This is a genomic window from Pseudoalteromonas sp. S1727, from assembly GCF_005886375.1.
Classification (GTDB): Bacteria; Pseudomonadota; Gammaproteobacteria; order Enterobacterales; family Alteromonadaceae; genus Pseudoalteromonas; species Pseudoalteromonas haloplanktis.
Genome location: NZ_PNDT01000170.1, coordinates 1 through 415 on the forward strand (window position 1 = coordinate 1; position 415 = coordinate 415).

General features: G+C 49.2%; 1 protein-coding gene. It reads right to left on the reverse strand.

Translation table 11 applies throughout. The features are described from left to right. On the reverse strand, positions 1 to 338 hold a 338-nt coding region (locus CWB85_RS21325; protein WP_249314948.1), incomplete at its 3' end, for a putative Ig domain-containing protein. Positions 339 to 415: the final 77 nt, after the last annotated feature.

Sequence of the window (415 nt, forward strand, 5' to 3'; positions counted from 1 at the left end):
CCACCCACATCATCATTACTCGGGGTGCCAGATAGCTGCCCTGTGTTGCTGTCAAAGCTCGCCCAACTTGGCTTATTACTGATGCTAAAGGTTAAGCTGTCACCATCAATGTCATTCGCTGTTGGGATAAAGCTGTACGGTGCATCTTGATCAACATTTAATGCAGGAACACCACCAATCGTTGGTGCGTCATTAACGTTTACCACGGTTAAGTTAAAGGCTGGCAGGCTGACGGTATCCATGCCATCGCTGACACTGATCACAATATTGCTGTGCTCGCCCACATCGCTGTTACTGGCGGTGCCACTGAGTGTTCCAGTGCTGCTATCAAAGCTCAACCAACTTGGCTTATTGGTAATACTAAAGGTGAGGCTGTCGCCTTCTGTATCAACGGCCGTTGGGTTCTAGAAGGAGG